At 43.3% G+C, this 2792-nt stretch carries 3 protein-coding genes and 2 tRNA genes; 2 read left to right on the top strand and 3 right to left on the bottom strand.

What is annotated here, in order from left to right:
* The 3 genes from Q0J48_RS06990 to Q0J48_RS06980 all read right to left on the bottom strand — a co-directional run.
* Positions 1-539, bottom strand: a 539-nt coding sequence (locus Q0J48_RS06990; protein ID WP_296242769.1) for a GDSL-type esterase/lipase family protein, incomplete at its 3' end; no start/stop codon positions are given.
* Positions 540-591: 52 nt separating this feature from the next.
* Positions 592-667: transfer RNA gene (locus Q0J48_RS06985), tRNA-Thr, on the bottom strand.
* 87 nt (positions 668-754) lie between these two features.
* Entirely contained in the window at positions 755-2047 is a 1293-nt protein-coding gene (locus tag Q0J48_RS06980; protein WP_296242768.1) for a hypothetical protein, read from the bottom strand.
* 62 nt (positions 2048-2109) lie between these two features.
* Between Q0J48_RS06980 and Q0J48_RS06975 the strand changes: the two genes are divergently transcribed.
* Positions 2110-2394 carry a hypothetical protein gene (locus Q0J48_RS06975; protein WP_296242767.1) on the top strand — a complete coding sequence of 95 codons (285 nt, stop codon included), beginning with the start codon at positions 2110-2112 and terminating at the stop codon, positions 2392-2394.
* Positions 2395-2433: 39 nt separating this feature from the next.
* Positions 2434-2517, top strand: a tRNA-Leu gene (locus Q0J48_RS06970).
* Positions 2518-2792: the final 275 nt, after the last annotated feature.

The following is a 2792-nucleotide window of genomic DNA, read 5'->3' as shown; positions in this document are numbered from 1 at the left end:
GCGGTTTCACGCAAACCTTGATTGACCTTTTGGATCTGATCATTGGAGCGCAGTCCTACTGTGTACGGATCGACCTGGGAATTGACTGGAATCAAACTGATCAAAGTGATTTTGGCCATGGAACGTTCGGTTTGGATCTGATCGATGATGGTTTGAAGCGACTCTAGGGTCTGCTCCGGCGTTTTTCCATCTCTTAGATCATTGGTTCCCAGCCAGACAAAGACTTGCGATGGATTAAAGATTGAAACGCGATGGGTCAGGTCGGCCAACACATTCTCGGTTGTATTGCCGGCAATCCCGCTGTTTACGACAGAATAATCCGCAAAGGCAGCATCCAGATCAAAATAATCGGTCAAAGAGTCTCCTAAGAATACATTATTGGGGCTGATTTGTTTCACTTTCTTTGTTTGGGTAACGATTTTCTCTTGGACAAAGGTCCCGGAAAGAAGCCCGATCCCTAAAACAAAAGCCAGAATCGTACCTAGACAAAGCACCAACACCAAAGAAAAGCGGATCTTGATCATTTTTCTCTTTTTCACAAAAAATCTCCTATAAAAAAATGCCTGATCGCTCAGACATTTTTGATTCCACTGGTGCCGACAGCAAGACTCGAACTTGCGACCTACGCGTTACGAGTGCGTTGCACTACCAACTGTGCTATGTCGGCAACTGCTCAATAATAATACCATACTTTTTCAAAATGTACACCACAAAATCAAAATATCGACGATGAAAAAAGAGCGCCGAAACGCTCTTATTGGTTGAGTTGATCAATCTGGGACTGGATCGTTGCGATTTGTTTTTCTAAATTGTCCATCGAATCGTTGTTCGAAGTGATCGCCGTATTGATATCCGCAATCGCCTCGCTGTCCCCGGATTCCTGGGCCGTCTGCAGCTCAGCTTCCAAGGTGTTGGCATATTGTTGGTTCGTTGCCAATTGACTTTGAAGACTGGAAAGTTGCGACTGCAGGCTGGACAGCTGCTGCTGTTGCTGCTGCGCAGAGGCATCCCGAGATTCGCGAAGCTGGCTCACCAGTTTTTCAAATGTGGTATTCGCGTTGGAAGAAGCCAGTTCATCGATGCGATCTTGTAAAACTTTTGGCAGATCCTGATAGCCGGATTCCAGATCGATGATCTGATATTGTTGACTGGCTGTCAAAGAACTCCACTTGCTTAAAAGATCGGAGATGGTTTTATAACTTTCGTTTTTCGGATCCGAAACTTGTTCCTGGAATGATTCCAATTCATCCACCAAGTCCAGATAGGTCATCTTAGTCTGTTCCTGGAAATACTCATTGATCGATGTCTTCTGGGTCTCGTTGAGCATTTCATAGTCCTCTTTCATGTTCAAGAGTTCCAGGCGTTCCGAATCAGACATCAACGTCGCAGAACTATCCAGATCACTGCCATATTCATCCGCATACGCAACCAGGCGATCGTATGCTTCTTCCATCTCTTCCGTTACAATATGGGCCGGATTCCAGACATAGACTTTGTAGGCATAACCGCCTAAACAACCTAGGCCCAAGACGACCACTAACACGATCCATGGCCAAATCTTGCGGGATTTCTTTTTCGGTTGAGTTTTCTTTTCGCTTTGACTTTGCTCTTGATGAGCTATGCCTTTGGCATTGGATTTGTTCAAATCCACTTTCAGCTTGGCTTTTACTTCCTGATTTTGATCATAGTCGCTTAAAGCCTTGGCTACGCTTTCCACATCAAAAGACTGGGTCTTCAGATCTTCGATGGAGGAAGTGGTAAAATCATCATCCTCTTCTTCCCAACCATCGTTTTCTTCCAATTGGGAATAATAGAATCTTTTTTCTTCTTCCTCGATCGTAGACTGGCCTCTTTCTTTACGCAAAAGATCCAAAGCCGATGACAGTGTCTGTTCTGCTTCTTTGCGGTCAATTGCACTTTGATCCGCATTCGCTTCTTCTTTTTTCTCGGCATCGGCATAAATTGCCATATCGGTTTTTTTATTTAATAAAGCCTTGGCGAAATCATCGATTTCCCCTTTGTTTGGCTGGTGATTTTTCTTATCCATGGTATTCCTCCATTTGCGTATATCATAACAAATCCCATGAGCAAAATAAAGATAAGAGTCACTTGCTTGTCAAAGGAAAACTGGATGTTTATAATGAAAATATGAAAAACGATGAATTGATCAAACAAATCGCCCAGCCCATCTTAGAGCAGCTGGAAAAATATGAGAACCTTGTCGGCACTGATAAGATCCGCGCTTTACCGGAGATTCACTTTGTATTGGATCGCAATCACGATGGCCCCATCATGATTGGAGATATCGAGCTCACGGACGAGCTCCTGCATGAAGTCGAACTCTATTTACAAGAGCAGATCGAAATGAAACATAAACCGACAGTTTTACATTGATTTTTTTCGCAAGGTACGCTATTATATTAAGGCAGTCTTGCGGGCGTGGCGAAATTGGCAGACGCACCAGACTTAGGATCTGGCGCCTTCGGCGTGGGGGTTCGAGTCCCTTCGCCCGCACCAATTTGTTGATAACGGACAGAAAAACTTCTGTTCGTTTTTTTATGCCTTCATCAAGATCATATTATGATTAAGCTTTTTTTCGATATCGGCTTATCCTTTTCCATCAAAGAAATAAGCATATTTATGGGTAAATCCATAAACTGGGTCAAAAATCGAAAAACATCCAATCTAAAAAGCTCCAATTTCCGCAAAACTTTGAACACTATAAATGTCGAACGATACACCAAAAGAAAAGCCCTGATCCCTCAGAGCTTGACTATTCTAGATCTTGTCTT

This window comes from uncultured Faecalicoccus sp. (assembly GCF_944325745.1).
In the GTDB taxonomy this organism is placed as follows: Bacteria; Bacillota_I; Bacilli_A; order Erysipelotrichales; family Erysipelotrichaceae; genus Faecalicoccus.
This window is presented reverse-complemented; position numbering and strand designations above follow the sequence as displayed.

What these genes read in the sequence shown, in the direction of transcription:
- Q0J48_RS06980 (WP_296242768.1), bottom strand. Translation starts at nt 2,047, where the DNA reads ATGGATAAGAAAAATCACCAGCCAAACAAAGGGGAAATCGATGATTTC.